Raw genomic sequence first — 16,088 nt, 5'->3', positions numbered from 1 at the left:
ACCGGCCCCGTCCGGAGGCTCACCCGGAGGCTCACCCGGAGGCCCGTCCGGAAAGTTTCAGGAGAGCCCCGGTGGAGCCCCTGGGGAGAACCCCTTCGGCTGCTACGGCTGCTCCACCGGGAACACCCGGCGCACCACCCGCTCCGCCGCCCCGCCGTCGTCCCAGACGCAGAACTTGGCCCGGAACCGCGCTCGCGCCCCCGGCGCCGGATCGCCGGCCAGCAGCGCCCGCGCCAGCTCGTCCGCGGTCTCGGTGACCGCGCCCGGCGGCTCCGCGAACAGGTCGAAGTAGACGCCGCGCTCCTGCTGGTACTCCTCCCAGTCCGGCGCGAAGATCACCACCGGCCGGTCCAGCACCGCGTAGTCGAACATCATCGACGAGTAGTCCGTCACCAGCACGTCCGCCGCGAGGTAGAGGTCCTCGACGGTCGGGTGCGCGGAGACGTCGACGATCGCCGCCGCCTCCCCGTCGGCCGTCAGGTCGCCCGGCCCGCCGGTGTGGAAGTAGTGCGTGCGCACCAGCAGGGTGAAGTCGGGGCCCAGCCGCCGGGCCAGCTCGGTCACCTCCAGCAGCGGCACGTAGCCGCCCTTGCCGCCGCGGTGGGTCGGCGCGTACAGCACGGCCCGCGTCCCCGGCCGCAGCCCCAGCCGCTCGCGCACCGCCCGCACCTCGGCCGGGGTGGCGTCGGCCAGCCGGTCGTTGCGCGGGTAGCCGGTGTCCAGCATCTCGTACCGGCCGGGGAAGGCCCGGGCGAAGTGCTCGCTGGTGTGCGGGTTGGGGGAGACCAGGAAGTCCCAGCGGTCGATGGCCTCCTGGAGCAGGTCGAAATCCATCCCCTCCGCCGCCGCGGGGCGGTCGCGCAGGTCCATGCCCATGGCCTTGAGCGGGGTGCCGTGCTGCGTCTGGACGTGCACCGAGCCGGGCCGCTTGACCATCGTGCGCGGGAAGTTGACGTTGTTGACGAAGTACTTGGCGGTCGCCATCGTCCTGAGGTACGCGGGGGTGTTGACGATCACGTACGGCACCCCGGGCGGCAGCGTGGCGGCCTGCCGGCGGTTCTCCACCACCCAGACGCCCCGGATCCGCGGCGCGAGCTCCTTCGCCTTCTCGTAGATCGCCGCCGGGCTGCACGCGTAACCCCGGTGCCAGTACGCGGCGTAGACCGCCAGGTGCTCGTCCAGCGGCAGCCGGCGGAAGGCGTTGTACGCGGTGAACCGGGCGCCGCTGCGCATCCCCTTCTTCACCGCGGGCGCCACCGCCCGTGCCCCGCGCTTGAGTTCGCGCGGCAGCCGTCCGGTGCGGCGCAGCTCGGCGTAGGCGATCCGGGCGCCGCGCGCGGCCAGCCGGTACTGCACGCCGCGCACCCCGCCGGGATAGCGGTAGCCGGCCGGGCGGTGGCGGTCGAAGTGCCGGGCGATCCGCTGGAAGAACTCCCGGCGCCGGTCGGCGGGGACCAGCCCGGGGGTGTCGTAGACGTTGAGGGCCTGGCGGACGGTCCGGTCGAAGACCAGGGTGCGCAGCGACTCCGGGACGGGCCGGCCGGGACGGTCCGGGCGGTCCAGGAAGGCGAAGATCGCGTCGTACTGGGCGAAGACGTCGGCGTGCTTGGGGGACGCGGTGGCGGTGATCGCGCCGTCCCGGCCGCGCCGGTAGTTGTAGCAGGGGCGGTCGAGGTAGCGCAGCCGCTCGGCGGCCAGCAGCGCGGGGTAGGTGACCGAGATGTCCTCGTAGTAGCCGCGGCCGAAGGAGACGCCGAGGCCGTCCAGGAAGTCCCTGCGGAACACCTTGTTCCAGACCGACATCACGGTCTGGAACAGCGCGGGGTGCTCGGCCAGGGTGCAGCCCTCGACCAGGGGGGAGCCGGTCAGCACGTGCCGCCAGGGGTTGGACTCCGTCCCGCCGTCCGGATAGACGTGGGTGAAGTCGGTGATCAGCACGTCGGCGGGGGTCTCGCGGCGGCGCTCCTGCGCCAGCTCGTCGAGGACGACGCTGACGGTCCGCTCCGGCACCCAGTCGTCGCTGTCGAGGAACCACACGTACTGGCCGCGGGCCTGCGGCAGGGCGGCGGTGCGGGCGCCGCCGAGGCCCTGGTTCTCGGTGAGGTGCATCACCCGCAGCCGGGGGTCGCGGGCCGCGTAGGCGTCCAGGATCGCGCCGGAGCCGTCGGGGGAGAGGTCGTCGACCGCGATGACCTCGAAGCGGGACTCCAGGGCGGGGGTGTCGCCGAGGATCGAGTCGAGGCAGCGGGGCAGATACCGCTCCACGCCGTGGACCGGGAGCACGATGCTGAGGAGGAGGGACACGCTGGCCGAGTCTACCGATCCACCAGGTGCGACCTGCGCGGACGTCCGGTCCGGGGGCCTCGAGGGGCTGCGGTCGCTTCCGGAGGGCTCCGGGGCTTCGCCGCGGGGAGGACCGGAGGAGGCGGGGGAAGCGGGGAAACCGGCGTGGACCCGGAACCGCCGGTGCCGGGCCCCTCGCGGGGCGGCACCGGCAGTCAGGTGGCGGCCCGGCCGACCCTCTACGGCCGGCCGCCTGTCCGGGCACCGCGCGAGCCTGGCCACCGCAGCGTCGAGGCGGCCGGGCAGTGGCTCGCGGGAGCCGGAGTCCTTCCATCATTCTTCATCAATCGAACACACGCCTGGTGCGGTGCGGGCACTGGCGGGTGCAATCAGATATTGCTTGGAGCTTTGGCGGGAGTCAATCCCTCGAATGTGTTCACTTCATGAAGTCATCCGGACTCGGGCCGGAGCCGGGTGGGAGCGGGGGCGCCCTCGGGCCGGGCTCGAAGATCACTTTGTCGATCTGGCGGCTGTCCCCTATATGGGTCGTCCGCGCGGGCCTCTGTACGGGTCCTCGGGGAGGGGCTCGCCGGGGTGTGCGCGGGCGCCCCGGCCGCTGCCGGGCCGGACGCCGCCGCAGCGCCCCCGTGCGCCGGGCGCGTGCCGCGCGGGCGGGCGCCGGGCCCGCACCTCCTGGCCCTGCTGACGGATGGCGGGTCGTGCACCATCATTGATGCCTAGTCGTGATTCGGCCGGGTGGCCCCTGGTGCATCGTCAGTTGACGCCGCACGGTACGGTGGCACAACACCAGGACGGTTGCGCGAAGGCCGTCTGTCACGGATAGTCTTCGCCTCACGGCCCTGGCGCCTCGTAGGGGTGGGAAAACTGATGGAACACATGCAAGTGCGGACTCGGCCCCGTGTGCCGGCGATCCAGTGCGGTGTCGGCACGACCGGCCGCCGGATCGAGCGACACCTGGCCGTGCTCGGCGCGCCCGCACTCTCGGCGGTGGAAACCGCCGAGGCGCTCGGGCTGATAAGGGAGCTGACGCCGCGCGGCGCCGAGGTCCCGACGACCCGTCGTCGCCACACCAGGATCTCGCTGCTGACGCCGCTGCGTCGGCTGCGGCGCAGCCTCTTCGGCGGGCGCGGCTAGGGGCTGCTCGCCCCGGTCGTCGTCAGTCGTCGTCCCGTCCTGGTCGGGAGCAGACCCGGTGGACCGTCCGGTCCGCCGGGTCATTGGCGTGTCCGGGCGGACGCCGTGGCGGAGGCGGTCCCGGGCCCCGCGCCGTGGTCCGAACCTTGCACCCTATGCGAGTTCGCCTCCTTGGCAGGCCGAGTCGGCGAGGCAGTACGCCGAGCCCCCTGAGCTGGGCCAGGATGGCGCCATGGCGGACAACAACCACTCGAGCCCGACCGACCGGTTCCAGACCACCACCTTCGAGATCACCACCGGCAGCCGCGAGGTCGCCCTCGACATCACCGACCGCTGCGCCGCGTTCCTCGACGAGCGCGCCGCCGGGCGCGACGGCCTGCTCAACGTCTTCGTCCCGCACGCCACCGCCGGGATCGCCGTCCTGGAGACCGGCTCCGGCAGCGACGACGACCTCCTCGCCACCCTGCGCGAGCTGCTCCCGGCCGACGACCGCTGGCGCCACCGGCACGGCAGCCCCGGGCACGGCCGGGACCACGTGGTGCCCGGACTGGTCGCCCCACACGCCACCCTGCCGGTGCTCGGCGGACAACTCGCGCTCGGCGTCTGGCAGTCCGTGGTGCTGGTCGACACCAACGGGGACAATCCGCGGCGTACCGTCCGGCTGTCGTTCCTGGGCTGATCCCGGCCGGGCGGGTGCGCTGCTCCGCCGGTGCGCGGCGGTGCCCGCCGGTTGCCGGTTGCCGACGTACCGGCTCCTGGCTCCCGGCTACCGGCCGACGTGCGCGGACACCGCCACGAGGTAGCGCTCGATCGCCAGGTACTGGCAGAGCAGTGCGACGGGCCGGCCCAGGCGCGCGTACCAGGCGGACAGCCGGGAGAACGCGGTGACCTCGAACCACACCTCCCCCTCGGCGTCCATCGAGACCAGGAACGCCTCCTCACCGCACTCGGGGTGCCCGGGCAGCGTGCCGTACGCGAAGCCGATCCGGTCCGGCTCGTCCACCGTCCACACCACCCGGCAGGGGATCACCAGCCGCGGCCAGTGGGTCCCGGGCAGGCGCAGCCGCAGCAGCACCGTCTCCCCGTCCCGGGCCGGGCCGCCGGGGAAGACCGCGAACCCGGTGCCCGACTGGCTGCCCCAGCCCAGCACGTACCGCCCGGCCCGCTCCAGGACCTCCGGCCCGTGCCCGAGGTGCACCCGCCGCCGCAGGTGCGCGTACCCGTCCGGCAGCCGTCCGCCCCGGGTGGCGCCCACCTCGGGGTACGAGGGGGCGGTGGTACGGGCGGCGCGCAGGCGCTGGTGCAGGTCGGTGGCCATGCCGGTCACGCTAGCCGTCGGCCGGAACGGCGTGACCGGCGGGTCGGTGCGGTCCGGTGGGTCGGCCGGGTTCGGGCGGGTCGGTGGGATCGGGCCGGGACCGCCTTGCGGTGGGGCGGAGCGGCGGAGTAGGAAGGCGGCATGAGCGACAGCATGACGAACGAGTCCACCGCGGTCTGCGAGCTCGCCTCCGAACTCGCCTCCGAGGGCGGCGCCGAGGCGGCGCTGCGGCACGATCCCGCGGCGACCGGGCCGCTCGCCGACTGCGTGCTGTGCGGCGAGCCGACCGAGCTGCCCGCCGACCAGCCGGGCAGCACGCTCTGCCCGGTGTGCGCCTGGCAGCAGGCGCAGCGGATCGCCTGCTCGGGCTGATACCCCTCTGCTACCCCTCCGCGGCCGACGGTCGACTGCCTGGTGGACCGGCCGGCGCTACGCGTCCTCCCGCCCGGCCAGGGCGAGGGTCGAGCCGCGCCGGCCCTTGCGGACCAGCAGCTGGGCCGGGATGCGGCTGCGCAGATCGCCGACGTGGCTGACGATGCCGACCGCCCGGTCCCGCTCGCGCAGGCCGTCGAGGACGTCCATCACCTCCTCCAGGGACTGCTCGTCGAGGGTGCCGAAGCCCTCGTCGATGAACAGGGTGTCCAGCGGCATGCCGCCGGCCTCGTCGGTCACCACGTCGGCCAGGCCCAGGGCGAGGGAGAGCGAGGCGAAGAAGCTCTCGCCGCCGGAGAGGGTCGCGGTGTCCCGCTCGGTGCCCGTCCAGGCGTCCACCACCCGCAGGGCGAGGCCCGAGCGACGGGTGCCGGTGCCCCGGTCGTCGCTGTGCACCAGGGTGTAGCGGCCGCCGGACATCCGGACCAGCCGGTCGCTGGCCGCCGCCGCGACCTGCTCCAGCCGGGCCGCCAGGACGTAGGACTCCAGGCGCATCCGCAGCCGGTTCTCGGCGGAGGTGCCGGCGGCCAGTGTGGCGAGCCGGTTGATCCGCCCGTACCGGTCCAGCGCCGGGGCCAGCTCGGCGGCGAGCGCGGCCAGCTGCCGGCCGATCGCGGCCAGTGCCCCGCACCGCTCGTGGGCGGCCGCCCGGGCGGCGTGCGCCTGCCCGAGCCGGTCGGTGGCGGCGCGGAGCGCGTCCGCGGCGGCGGGCAGGTCGGCCGGTGGCCGGGCCGCGGCCCCGGCCAGCTCCGGGAGGTCCAGCTCGCGCCGGACGGCGGCGGTCTCCGCGCGGTGCCGCTCCAGCCGGGCCTCCAGCCGCTCGCGCTCCTCGCGGGGCAGCAGCACCGCGAGCGCCGCCCCGGCGTCCGGGAAGCCCGCCGCGGTGGCGGCCTTGCCGAGTTCCGCCTCGGCCTCGTCGAGCCGGGCCGCCGTCTCCGCGCGGGCCCGGACGGCGGCGGCCGCGGCGGCGACCCGCTCGGTGAGCCCGGCCAGGGCCGCGGCCCGGTCGGCGACGGAGGCGGCCTCCCCGCGGGCGGCGGCCACCCGGGCGGTCAGCGACTCCCGCTCGGTCTCGAGCGCCTGCAGCCGGTCGGTGAGGACCGCGGCGCGCTCCTTCGCCTCGCGCAGCTCCTCACCGCGGCGGGTGCGGTCCCGGGACAGCCGGGCGATCTCCTGCTCGATCCGGCCGAGCGCCTCCGCCGTGTGCCGGGCCTCGCGGTGCTCGCGCTCCAGCTCGGCGAGGGCCCCGGCGAGCGCGTCCGCGGTGTCCGGCCCGGCCGCGCCGGCCGCGGTGGCCTCGCGCATCCGCAGGGCGGTGAGTGCCCGGTCGGCTTCCGTCCAGACCTGTTCGGCGGCGGCCTGGGCGAGGCGGGCCCGCTCCTCGTCCTCGGCGCCGACCCGGCCGCCGGGCGCCACCTCGGCGGGCGCCGGGTGCTCCGGCGAACCGCAGACCCGGCAGGCCTCGCCCGAGCGCAACTGCTCGGCCAGCTCCGCGGCCATGCCCGTCAGCCGGCGGTCCCGCAGGTCCAGGCCGTGCTCGCGGGCGTCCAGCGCGGCGGTGCGCAGCCCGGCGACCCGCGGCTCGGCCGCCGCGATCCCGGCGCGCAGGCCGTCGCGCTCCCGGGCCGCCGCCAGCCGGGCGGCCGACTCGGTGCGCAGCCCGTCCAGCCGCTCGACCGCGGCCGTCGCCGCCAGGGCCCCGGCGTGCCGCTCCTCCAGGCGGCGCAGCTCGCCGTCGAACTCGGCCAGCCAGTCCTCGGCCTCCTCGGCCAGGGTCTCGGCGGCGCTCCGGTCGGTCGTCAGGGAGCGCTGCTCGCGGGCGAGTTCGGTACAGCGCCGCTCCTCCGCCCGGGCCGCCTCCAGTCGGACCACCTCGGCCCGCAGCTCCAGCTCGGCCTCGGCCAGCTCGGCGGCGCCGGCCGCCTCGAACCGCCGGCCCTCCGCGCCCGGGGCGGCGGCCAGCGCCGCGCGGTGCCGGTCCTCCGCCGCCCGCGCGCGGCGCAGCGCCTCGGCCGCCGTCTCCCGCAGCCGCAGCGCGGACTCGACCCCGACGGCCTCCTGCGCGGCGGCCAGCCGCTGCCGGTCCCGCGCCGCGTCGGGCTCGAACCCGGCCAGCCGTTCGGCCCGGTCCAGCGCCTCCCGGTGCCGGCGCTGCCGCCCGGCCAGCTCCTCGGCTGCCTCGCGCTGCCGCTGGGCCGCGCGCTGCCCGGCCTCGGCACCCGCGAGCGCCGACTCCGCGACGGCGAGCTGCTCGGCCGCGCCGCTGCGCAGGACCGCGGCCCAGCCGAGCACGTCGGCGGTCGGCCCGGCCTCGCCCTCCCCGTCCACGGCCCAGCCCCCGGCAGGCTCGGCGTCCGGACCGGCCGCCTGCTCGGCCTTGCCGACGAGGTCGCGCAGCCGGCGCCGGCCGGACTGGACCTCCGCCTCCTGGGCGCGTCGCTGCTCGGCCAGCCAGTCCTCGACGAACCGGTACCGCTCGGTGTCGAACAGCCGCCGCAGCAGCTTGCCGCGCTCCTCCGAGTCGGCCTTGAGGAAGCGGGCGAAGTCGCCCTGCGGCAGCAGCACCACCTGGCAGAACTGCTCCCGGTTCATGCCGATCAGCCGGAGGATCTCCTCCCCGACCTCCTGGTGCGACTTGCTGAGGCCCCACCAGCCGGGCGTGCCGTCGCCCGTGTCGGGGACCCACTCGCGCAGCAGGGTCTGGGCCCGCTCGACGGTGGTGCCGGTGCCGACCTTCTTCGGCCGGCGCTGCTCCGGCAGCCGGGTGATCTGCAGCCGCCGCCCGCCGAGGGTCAGCTCCAGGCGCACCTCGGTCAGCCGCTTCGGGTCGGCGTGGTCGCTGCGCAGCCGGTTGGCGCGGCGGGCACCCGGCGTCTCGCCGTACAGGGCGAAGCAGACCGCGTCCAGCACGCTGCTCTTGCCCGCGCCCGTCGCGCCGCGCAGCAGGAACAGCCCGCCGGCGGCGAGCGCGTCGAAGTCCACCGTCTCGGAGCCCGCGAACGGGCCGAAGGCGGTGACGGTGAGCCGGTGCAGCCTCATCGGGGCAGGTCCGCCTTCCGGTCGGTGCTCTCCCGGACGCGCTCGAAGCCCTCGCGCAGCCAGCCGAGCTCGTCCGGGCCCGGCTCGGCGCCCGGGCGGACGTGCCGCAGGAAGCCCTCGGCGATCTCCAGGTCCCCCCGGCCGCTCACCCGCGCCGCGTACGAGGGGGAGGACCCGGCCTCCGGCTCCTCGGGGTCGAAGAGCAGCTGCAGGGTGTGCGGGAAGCGGCGGCGCAGCTTCTCCATCGGCTCGCTCGGGCGGGCCGCGTCGGTGAGCGTGGCCTGCACCCAGGACTGCTCGTGCTCGGCGTACGCCTCGTCGGTGAGCAGGGCGTCGAGGGTGTCGCGCAGGGTGGCGAGCCGGCGCGGCTCGGGGCAGGGGACGCGCTCGGCGGCCACCGAGCCGTCGGCGGCGAGGTCGACCAGCCACATGCTCTTGCGCTGGTGCACCTCGGAGAAGGAGTAGGCGAGCGGGGAGCCGCTGTAGCGCAGGTGCGGGGCGAGCGTCTGGCAGCCGTGCAGGTGGCCGAGCGCGACGTAGTGCACCCCGTCGAACACCTCGGCCGGCACCGCGGCGACGCCGCCGACCGCGATGTCCCGCTCGCTGTCGCTGGGCGCGCCGCCGGTGACGAAGGCGTGCGCCAGCACCACCGCCCGCGTCCCGGCCGGGCGCGCGGCGAGGTCGGCCCGCACCTCGTCCATCGCGGCGCCGAGCACCGCCGCGTGGCCGCCCTTCGCCAGCCCGAACCGCTCGCGCACCAGCGTCGGCTCCAGGTAGGGCAGCCCGTACACCGCCACCGGCCCGTGCTCGTCGGCCAGCACCACGGGCGCGGCGCACTGGCCCGGATCCGTCCGCAGGTGGATCCCGGCCCGCCCGATCAGGCCCGCCCCGACCCCGAGGCGGCGGGCCGAGTCGTGGTTGCCGCTGATGAAGACCGTCGGCACCCCGAGGTCCGCCAGCCGGTGCAGCACGTCGTCGAACAGCGCGACCGCCTCCAGGCCCGGCAGGGCCCGGTCGTAGACGTCCCCCGCGACCAGCACGGCGTCCACGGCCTCGGCCCGGACCACCTCCACCAGGTGGTCCAGGAAGGCGCGCTGGGCGTCGTGAAGGCTCTCCCGGTGGAACGAGCGCCCGAGATGCCAGTCGGAGGTATGCAGCAGTCGCATGGTCCCCGACCCTAACGCGCGGCACTGACAATCCCGCGTGGACCGGTGGAGGCATGCGTCTCACGGGTACCTGGCGGCACCGCCGTTCCCGGGTGCCCCGGCGGTCGACGGGGCGGCGCCGGGCCCGCTGTTCGATTACCAGGAGTGCATTGTCAGTGGCTCTGTGTATGTTCCTCGATGTCGGCGGCTCCGGTGTTCGGGGCGGCCGGTGCCGACGGGTGTCGGGTGCGCGGGGAAGAGGACGAGCGAGGAAGAGGAGGGGCCATGGCTGCCGTGCGGGAGTTGGTGCGTGTGGTGGTGGGTGCCGCGGGGCGGCGCCGGCGGGTGCTGGTGCTGGCCGGCCGAAAGCAGGGGAGCGGTGCCGGTGCGGCGCCGGGCGGCGGGCCCGGCGGGGCCGCGCCGCCCGGGGGCGGGCGACCGCCCGGCGGGCGCGCGGGCGGACGGGGCGCGGGCGGAGGGGGAGCGCGGGCCCGGCAGGACGGGCGGGCCCGGGGCGCGCCGCCGCCGCAGCCGGTCGCGGTGGCGCTGGCCGTGGCGGCCGGGGACTTCGCGGGGCTCGCGCGGTACGGGCTGTTCGGCGGGCTCGGCCACCGGGACTACCTGCGGCGGGCGGAGGAGCAGCTGACGGCCCTGCACCGGCAGGGCCTGGAGGTGCACCTGCGGGTCCTGGACGCGGACGACTTCGAGGACTACTGCGAGGCGGTCGGCCTCGATCCCCGGACGGCGGCGGCCCGGGTCGCCTACGCGGGCGATCCCGAGCTCGCCGGGGAGCCGTTCGTCTACGCGGGGGAGCGGCTGGCCGAGCTGCTGCCGGTGCTGATGGACGACCACCGGGCGCGGGTGCGGATGTCCGTGGCCTGCGCGGCCCTGCTGGACGCCGTCGGCGACGACCCGGCCGGGCAGCGCCGGATGGCGGCGGTGATGCGGTACGTCACCTCGGTGTTCCTGGCGCTGGCCGAGGGCGCGGGGGAGGGCTGCCACCTGCTGACGCTGCGCTGCCACGGCCCCGAGGACGGCGAGGAGCTCACCTCCGCGGTGGACGTCTGCGTGGAGGAGGGGCGGCTGTACCCCGCCGGGCGGGACACCGAGGCGTTCTGCGTCACGCTGGCGGCGGGCGTGGCCGCCGGCGGGGAGGGGGCGCTGCTGCTGCACGGCGATCCGGAGACGAGCGGCCGGGCCGACCCGAGGCCCGGCGGGCCGGGGGAGCACCGCCCCGGGGATCCCCCGGACGACGGCGCCCCGGCCCGGCCGCCGGTCCGCGGCTGGGCGCTGGTCGGCGGGCGGCTGCGGCCGATGACGGCGCACGAGGTGTTCGACGAACTCGCCGACGACGCCGCGCGCGGGATGCCGTTCCCGCCGGGCGTGGACCCGCGGCCGGGGTTCCCGCTGCCGGGCTTCCCCGGGCCCGGGGACGGGGGTGCGCCGCTGGGATGATCAGGGCGTTCGCCGGCTCCGCGTCCACCATGCGGCGCTGGGGACTGTTCATCGACCGCCTGTTCGGGGAAGATTCGGAGAAGATCAACAGCAGGAGCGCGCGGTACCCCACGCCGCCGCTCCCGCCGCTCCGCTCCGTACCGCGCCCTGCAGGTCCCCTCCGCGCACCGCCGGTCCGGCGAGCCCGACAGCGAGAGGGGGACGCATGAGCGAGCGGCGCGAGCTCGGTACTGGGGGGTGCGCCGGAGTCCCTGCCGCACCCGCCGGACCTGCCGTACCCGCCGGATCCACCGGCGCCTCGGCCGAGCACGGCGGGGCCAGAGCATGAGCCCGATCGAGTACAGCGCGGAGATCGCCGAACTGCTCGGGAAGGTGCGGCGGCGTCCCACGGCGGGCTGGCCGTGGCGGCCGGGCGAGCAGGTGCCCGACGGGCTGCCGGTCAAGCAGTCCTGGGGGTGGCTGTTCGCCCCGGACGGGCGGGTGCTGACCCTGGTGAACCCCAAGGACGGGATCTGCTCGCTGCCCGGCGGCTCGCTGGAGCCGGAGGACACCTGGGACCCGGCGGCCGCCCTGGCCAGGGAGGCCGCCGAGGAGGCGCAGGCGGTGATCGGCCGGCCGTACTACCTCGGCTACCTCTACGACCGGGTCGGTTCGGCGAACGGCGGGCACGAGTGCGCGCGGGTCCGGATGGCGGCGGCGCTGCGGTCGGTCGGTCCGAGCGTCGCCGACCCTGCCTCGGGCCGGCACTACCGGCGCCTGCTGGTCGCGCCGGGGCTCGCCGTCGAGCTGCTGGGCTGGGGCGCGCCCGGCCTGCGCCAGGCCCGGGCGGCGGTCGCCACCGCCGTCCGCTGGCTCGGCGTGCCCGCCGCCGCGAACGAGGCGATCGAGGAGCTTCCGGTCGGCGGCTGCACGGTCTCCCCGGGCGCCGTGTACCCGGGCGTGCGGGGCTGATCCGGGGGCGGGTCCGACTCCGGATCTGAAGGCGGCTCACACGGCGCCCACCCGTGCCCGTTCAGTCCGTGTGCGCCGTTCGGGCCCACGCGTCCGCCCGTCCGGGCGGATCCGCGCCCGCCGCCTCCCCGCGCCCGTCGTGGCCTCCTCGCGCTCGCCGCGGTCTCCTCGCGCCCGTTGTGGTCTCTCCGCGCTCGCCGCGGTCTCCGCGTGCTCGCCGTCGCGCTCTCGCCCGGGCGGCCGGCCCGGCTCGAAACTGACTCAACGGTGGTCGGACAACGACTCCAGGTTTACCGCTCCCTTAACTAGCGCAAGTTGCCGGTCTACGCGCAAAGCGCTACGCGCGTCCGAGCGCACCGGGGCTGACCAGTGTGAACTCACTTGCTGTTGGCGGCAGTTCACCTCTGAGTTATCAGACGGTCCGTCAATATCCTTGGCATGAGCGCTTCCGGGTTCCGCTACCGCCTGGTATCACTTCTGTGACCCACGCCACGCCCCCACCCCCCACCCTGGAGGTGTCATGATCCGCCCCGCCCGTGCCCTGTCCATCGCCGCGATTGCGGCAGGCCTCACCATGACCACGCTCTTCGCCGCCTCGTCCGCCAATGCGGCCGGTGTCAACTACGTGGCCCTCGGTGACTCGTACTCCTCCGGTGTCGGCGCCGGCAGCTACCTGAGCGACAGTGGCAGCTGCAAGCGCAGCACCAACGCGTACGCGTACCTCTGGAAGAACGCGCACTCGCCGTCCTCCTTCAAGTTCGTCGCCTGTTCGGGCGCCAGGACCGGCGACATCCTGAACAACCAGATCTCCGCCCTGGACTCCGGCACCACGCTGGTCAGCATCTCGGTAGGCGGCAACGACGCCGGCTTCGCCGACACCATGCAGACCTGTGTCCTGGGCTCCGACAGCTCGTGCCTCAGCGCCGTCAACACCGCCAAGAACTACGCGCTCAACACCCTGCCCGGCCAGCTGGACACGGTGTACTCCGCCATCAAGTCCAAGGCGCCGAACGCCCACGTCGTGGTGATGGGCTACCCGCACATCTACAAGGTCGGCGGTGACTGCGTCTTCGGCATCGGCGACACCAAGCGTGCCGCCATCAACAGCGCCGCGGACACCCTGGACGGCGTCCTCGCCAAGCGCGCCGCCAACGCCGGCTTCACCTTCGGCGACGTCCGCAGCATCTTCACCGGCCACGAGATCTGCGGCAACCTCACCACCTGGCTGAACAGCACCACCCTGCCGATCGACGAGAGCTACCACCCGAAGGCGGCCGGCCAGTCCGGCGGCTACCTCCCGGTGTTCTCGCAGTCGTAACGGTCCGTCGGACCTCGTCCGACACCACCGCACGGACGGTGCCGCCGCCCCCTCCAGAGGCAACAGGAGGGGACGGCGGCAACGCCGTTTCCGCTACCGGGCCGGGGCGGGACGCGGCGGGGCAGCCCGGGTCGGGTCAGTCCGGGCCGGGGCGGGCCCGGTCGGGCCGGGTCCCGTCGGCGGGAAGGGGATGGCGGCAAGGACCGGCAACAACTCCGCCTCCTCGTGGTCGAGGTGCGCCTCCAGTTCGGCCGACATCCGGTCCAGCTCGGTGCGCAGCCGCTGCGGCTCGGTGATCTCGATCCCGGCCAGCAGCGCCACCAGCTCCTCCTTGATCCGCCCGATCGCCCGGTGCTCCTCGTCGAGCCGCGCGAGCACGTCGGCCAGTTCCGGGTGACTGCGGGCGAGGGCGGGGAATACGGCTTTGTCCTCGCCGGTGTGGTGATGGGTCAGCCCGTCGCAGAACGCCAGGCAGTGCTGCCGCAGCTGCAGTCCGAGCCCGGCCGGTCGGCCGGGGGTGTGGGCGTGCGCCTCCTCCCGGACGTGGCGCAGTTGTGCGCGCAGCCAGGTGTGCGCCTCCAGCAGCTTGTCGGCGAGGGTGCGCACCACCGGTGCCGCGGCGTCGGGCGTGGCTCCGGGGGCGGCGTCGGGCCGTTCCCGTTCCAGGACGACGACCGGCAACTCGCGTTCGGTCCTTGCCTGGTAGTCGCCGTACCCGGGGGCCGCGCGGACGACGGCGGTGAACAGCCGCTCGCGGCGGTCGCCCTCGGCGGGGACGGCGATCGCGTCGAACGCGTCGGTGCCGAGCTCGACCCGGACCACCGGGTGGGTCAGCAGGTTGCGGTACCACTGCGGGTGGTCCGGTGCCCCGGCGGCGGAGGCGACGACCAGGAGTCGGCCCTCCGCCCGGACGTACCCGAGCGGCACGGTGTGCGGCCGTCCGGACCGGGCCCCGGTGGTGGTGAGCAGCAGCAGGTCGCCGCCCTCGAACGGGCCGCCGACCCGCCCGCCGTTGGCGCGGAACTCTTCGATGACGGTCAGATTGAAGGAATTGAAAGACATGGGCATGCGTGTGTGGTGGGTTCTCCGTAGGCATGGGGGAGTCGCGGCCACACGCGGTGACAGTCAGGGATGGCGCATCGCGCACGCGGACACCGCGGGTGACCGCCTGGCGTCAGATCAGGGAAGCGGAGAGAGTGCTCATCGCGCATCGTCCCTTCGGAAAGGTGCTCGCTCGGCCGCCGGCCGGCCCACTGCTCTGTGGCCGGCGCCGCGCTGCACGCCCCCATTAGAGCCACGCCGCGGACGGGCTGTCAACGCGCGCGATCACGCACCACCGGAGAGGGACGGGGAAGGCCTTGGGCCGTGGGGTCGACCTCGGCGATGACGCCGGGCGGACCGCCACCCCCGCCTCCCCGGCCTGGCGCGCCGCCGGGCTGACGGTAAGTCCGCTCGCCTGGCGGCGGAACCTGCCTGAGAGCGCCCGGGGAACGGCGACGCGCCGCCGCTCCCCCCGGAGGCGGCGGCGCGTCGGGTCTGTGACGGCCGGTGGCGGTGGTGCGGGTCAGCGCAGGTAGTCGACCAGGCCGGCCGGCTTGAGGCCCGCGGCGTCGGCGGCCGCCAGTGCGCGCTGGAGGTCGGCGGCCACGGTGTCGCTCCAGTGCATGATGATGACGTCGCCCGGCTGCAGCAGACCCGGGTGCCAGATGTTGCCGGCGCCCCAGCTGAAGTCGGCGTCGGCGGTGAGCACGGTGCGGATGCCGCAGTTGGCGGCGGCCTGCAGGGTGTCGGTGTTCCAGGCGAAGAACGGCGGGCGGAAGACGACCGGTGCGGTGCCGAAGAGGCGGGTCATGGTGTCGCGGGCGTCGCAGATCTCGACCTGCTGCTGGTCCAGTGGGAGCTTGCTGAGGTCGGAGTGCGAGACCGAGTGGTCCTGGACGGACGAGCCGGGCACGGCGGTGACCCGCTTGAAGAAGGACGGGTCGGTGCCGGCGGGCATCGGCAGCGGGAACGTGGTGATCGGCAGCCGGTGGTCGGCGATGAACTGCTCGGCCTCGGGGGAGCGCTGCCAGCCGTCGTCCACGGTGAGGAAGACGACCTTGTCGGTGGTCGGGATCGAGCTCGTCGCCACCGCCGGGGCGGGTGCGGGGCCGTCGACCCGGACGTCGTCCACCGAGAAGGGGCCCTGCTGGTACCAGCCGTGCACGTACAGCCGGATGCTGTGCGCCTTCGGGCCGGTGGTGAAGCGGGTGGTGAGCCGCTGCCAGCCGCCGCCGGTGCTCTCCGTCCAGGCGGGCGGGAGGTCCCTGCCGGTGCCGGTGGCGCCGAGGTGGACGAAGTTGCCGCGCACCCAGGCGGAGGCGGTGTAGGTGGTGTCGGGCTGGACGGCGACGGTCTGGGCGCACTCGCCGGAGGAGTCGGCGGTCGCCGGGGTGACGGTCAGCGCGGAGGCGCCGGAGTGCGGGGCGGTGGTGGTGACGGCCGCTTCGGCCGGGCCGCCGGTGCAGGTCCAGCCGGGGATGCTGCCCCAGTCGGCGAGGTTCGGGGCGGGCAGCTCGAACCCGGGGTTGGTCGCCAGGTTGACGGCCGGGGCGCTCGGGGTGCTCGGGGTGCTCTGGGCGCTCGGCGCTCCCGCGGCTCCCGGGCTGTTCGGTACGGCGGACGCCGCCGGCACGGCGACGGCGGTGAGCAGCGCGACGGCAGCGGCCAGCGCGGACAGGCGCGTGGACATCGACACGTGAGGACTCCAGCGTGTGGGGGAGACGCCAGTGGGGAGGGCGTGGGCGGAGGGCGTGAACAGAGGGGTGGGTGGTGCGCCGCACTCGGACCGAAGAGAAACAATGGACTGGACCAATCGGCCCGTCAAGGGAACGGCAGGTGAACCCGCCCGGCCACCGCGCCGGTGCCGTAAGGGACAAGACGGACCGTCAAAGCCATTACCGGACATCCTGCTCAGGAGCTCAGGAGCTCAGGAGCTCACGACCTCAGGAGC

12 protein-coding genes are annotated in these 16,088 nt (G+C 75.2%); 6 read left to right on the top strand and 6 right to left on the bottom strand.

The window, feature by feature from the left end; translation table 11 throughout:
• Window positions 1-102: 102 nt before the first annotated feature.
• The gene (locus IE332_RS04585) at window positions 103-2,304 is read right to left on the bottom strand and encodes a bifunctional glycosyltransferase/CDP-glycerol:glycerophosphate glycerophosphotransferase (RefSeq protein WP_189913778.1); all 2,202 of its coding nucleotides are present in this window, start codon (window positions 2,302-2,304) and stop codon (window positions 103-105) included.
• 867 nt (window positions 2,305-3,171) lie between these two features.
• Between IE332_RS04585 and IE332_RS04580 the strand changes: the two genes are divergently transcribed.
• A complete protein-coding gene (locus IE332_RS04580; protein WP_189913777.1) occupies window positions 3,172-3,438 on the top strand; it encodes a hypothetical protein in 267 nt (88 codons plus the stop codon).
• Window positions 3,439-3,670: 232 nt separating this feature from the next.
• Complete coding sequence (locus tag IE332_RS04575; protein ID WP_189913776.1) at window positions 3,671-4,117, top strand: YjbQ family protein; 447 nt, start codon at window positions 3,671-3,673, stop codon at window positions 4,115-4,117.
• Window positions 4,118-4,204: 87 nt separating this feature from the next.
• On the opposite strand, the gene IE332_RS04570 is transcribed toward IE332_RS04575, so the two are convergent.
• Window positions 4,205-4,756, bottom strand: coding sequence for a DUF1990 domain-containing protein (locus IE332_RS04570; protein WP_189913775.1), 552 nt, complete (start codon window positions 4,754-4,756; stop codon window positions 4,205-4,207).
• A 153-nt stretch (window positions 4,757-4,909) separates the two neighbouring features.
• Between IE332_RS04570 and IE332_RS04565 the strand changes: the two genes are divergently transcribed.
• Entirely contained in the window at window positions 4,910-5,128 is a 219-nt protein-coding gene (locus IE332_RS04565) for a hypothetical protein (protein WP_444542933.1), read from the top strand.
• 57 nt (window positions 5,129-5,185) lie between these two features.
• Here IE332_RS04565 and IE332_RS04560 read toward each other — a convergent pair whose 3' ends face one another.
• Together IE332_RS04560 and IE332_RS04555 are read right to left on the bottom strand one after the other, a co-directional pair.
• Complete coding sequence (locus IE332_RS04560) at window positions 5,186-8,227, bottom strand: AAA family ATPase (RefSeq protein WP_189913774.1); 3,042 nt, start codon at window positions 8,225-8,227, stop codon at window positions 5,186-5,188.
• Window positions 8,224-9,393 (bottom strand): exonuclease SbcCD subunit D, encoded by a 1,170-nt coding sequence (locus IE332_RS04555; protein ID WP_189913773.1) that lies wholly within the window; start codon window positions 9,391-9,393, stop codon window positions 8,224-8,226. The genes IE332_RS04560 and IE332_RS04555 overlap by 4 nt, the downstream gene beginning before the upstream one ends.
• A 264-nt stretch (window positions 9,394-9,657) precedes the next feature.
• Between IE332_RS04555 and IE332_RS04550 the strand changes: the two genes are divergently transcribed.
• The 3 genes from IE332_RS04550 (at window position 9,658) to IE332_RS04540 (ending at window position 13,096) form a co-directional block, all read left to right on the top strand.
• On the top strand, window positions 9,658-10,827 hold the full coding sequence (locus IE332_RS04550) for a DUF8829 domain-containing protein (protein WP_189913772.1): 1,170 nt from the start codon (window positions 9,658-9,660) through the stop codon (window positions 10,825-10,827).
• A gap of 324 nt (window positions 10,828-11,151) precedes the next feature.
• Complete coding sequence (locus IE332_RS04545) at window positions 11,152-11,778, top strand: NUDIX domain-containing protein (protein ID WP_189913771.1); 627 nt, start codon at window positions 11,152-11,154, stop codon at window positions 11,776-11,778.
• A gap of 520 nt (window positions 11,779-12,298) precedes the next feature.
• A complete protein-coding gene (locus tag IE332_RS04540; RefSeq protein WP_189913770.1) occupies window positions 12,299-13,096 on the top strand; it encodes an SGNH/GDSL hydrolase family protein in 798 nt (265 codons plus the stop codon).
• A 93-nt stretch (window positions 13,097-13,189) separates the two neighbouring features.
• Here the strand turns inward: IE332_RS04540 and IE332_RS04535 are convergent, their stop codons facing one another.
• Together IE332_RS04535 and IE332_RS04530 are read right to left on the bottom strand one after the other, a co-directional pair.
• A complete protein-coding gene (locus IE332_RS04535) occupies window positions 13,190-14,164 on the bottom strand; it encodes a nitroreductase/quinone reductase family protein (protein ID WP_189913769.1) in 975 nt (324 codons plus the stop codon).
• 496 nt (window positions 14,165-14,660) lie between these two features.
• Complete coding sequence (locus IE332_RS04530) at window positions 14,661-15,827, bottom strand: polysaccharide deacetylase family protein (RefSeq protein ID WP_229928352.1); 1,167 nt, start codon at window positions 15,825-15,827, stop codon at window positions 14,661-14,663.
• Window positions 15,828-16,088 lie beyond the last annotated feature (261 nt).

Origin of the sequence: Kitasatospora xanthocidica (assembly GCF_014656195.1) — a bacterium.
GTDB classification, from domain to species: Bacteria; Actinomycetota; Actinomycetes; order Streptomycetales; family Streptomycetaceae; genus Kitasatospora; species Kitasatospora xanthocidica.
Note: the sequence above shows the minus strand (reverse complement) of the source record. Positions and strands in the feature narration are given on the sequence as shown.

Bases quoted from the DNA above. Each gene is read 5' to 3' on its own strand.
- IE332_RS04560 (WP_189913774.1), bottom strand. From the start codon at position 8,227: ATGAGGCTGCACCGGCTCACCGTCACCGCCTTCGGCCCGTTCGCGGGC.
- IE332_RS04540 (WP_189913770.1), top strand. From the start codon at position 12,299: ATGATCCGCCCCGCCCGTGCCCTGTCCATCGCCGCGATTGCGGCAGGC.
- IE332_RS04535 (WP_189913769.1), bottom strand. From the start codon at position 14,164: ATGCCCATGTCTTTCAATTCCTTCAATCTGACCGTCATCGAAGAGTTC.
- IE332_RS04555 (WP_189913773.1), bottom strand. From the start codon at position 9,393: ATGCGACTGCTGCATACCTCCGACTGGCATCTCGGGCGCTCGTTCCAC.
- IE332_RS04565 (WP_444542933.1), top strand. From the start codon at position 4,910: ATGACGAACGAGTCCACCGCGGTCTGCGAGCTCGCCTCCGAACTCGCC.
- IE332_RS04530 (WP_229928352.1), bottom strand. From the start codon at position 15,827: ATGTCCACGCGCCTGTCCGCGCTGGCCGCTGCCGTCGCGCTGCTCACC.
- IE332_RS04575 (WP_189913776.1), top strand. From the start codon at position 3,671: ATGGCGGACAACAACCACTCGAGCCCGACCGACCGGTTCCAGACCACC.
- IE332_RS04570 (WP_189913775.1), bottom strand. From the start codon at position 4,756: ATGGCCACCGACCTGCACCAGCGCCTGCGCGCCGCCCGTACCACCGCC.
- IE332_RS04580 (WP_189913777.1), top strand. From the start codon at position 3,172: ATGGAACACATGCAAGTGCGGACTCGGCCCCGTGTGCCGGCGATCCAG.
- IE332_RS04550 (WP_189913772.1), top strand. From the start codon at position 9,658: ATGGCTGCCGTGCGGGAGTTGGTGCGTGTGGTGGTGGGTGCCGCGGGG.
- IE332_RS04545 (WP_189913771.1), top strand. From the start codon at position 11,152: ATGAGCCCGATCGAGTACAGCGCGGAGATCGCCGAACTGCTCGGGAAG.